This window comes from Luteimonas huabeiensis HB2 (genome assembly GCF_000559025.1).
In the GTDB taxonomy this organism is placed as follows: domain Bacteria; phylum Pseudomonadota; class Gammaproteobacteria; order Xanthomonadales; family Xanthomonadaceae; genus Luteimonas; species Luteimonas huabeiensis.
The window spans coordinates 1-464 of the sequence record NZ_JAAN01000084.1 but is presented as its reverse complement, the minus strand read 5'-3'; the positions used below and the strand labels follow the sequence as shown (position 1 = coordinate 464).

Annotated in this window: 1 pseudogene; it reads left to right on the top strand. The window is 75.0% G+C overall.

Going from position 1 to position 464, the window contains the following annotated elements:
• Positions 1-464: pseudogene (locus Z164_RS22265) on the top strand (hypothetical protein); the annotation flags it as partial.

Genomic DNA, 464 nt, shown 5'->3' with positions numbered 1-464 from the left:
CTGGACGAGGATGCGCAGGTGCGCGCCGTGCAGGCCGGCTACGTGAACTTCTATCCCGCCGACGGCGTGAACCCCTACGTCGCGCTGGCCGCGCGCGGGCCCTGGGTGGTCACCCTCAAGGGCGCGGTGCTGCACGATTCCGGCCGGCTCCGAGTCGGTCGGCCTGGCCGCGCGCATCGCCGACATCAACACCCGCCTGCAGACCGATCCGGGCGGCCGCTACCCCGCCGCGATGGTCCGGCGCATCGTGGTCAAGGGCAGCTTCCACGGCCGCACCCTGGAGCCGGTGATGGGCGAAGGCGACCCCGGCCGCGCCCTGCCCCGCGCCTTCTACGACGCCGCGCGCCGGCTGACCCGCGCGCACGGCGCGCTGCTGCTGGTGGACTCGATCCAGGCCGGGCTGCGCGCGCACGGGGTGCTGTCGATCGTCGACTACCCGGGCTTCGAGGACGCCGAGGCGCCGG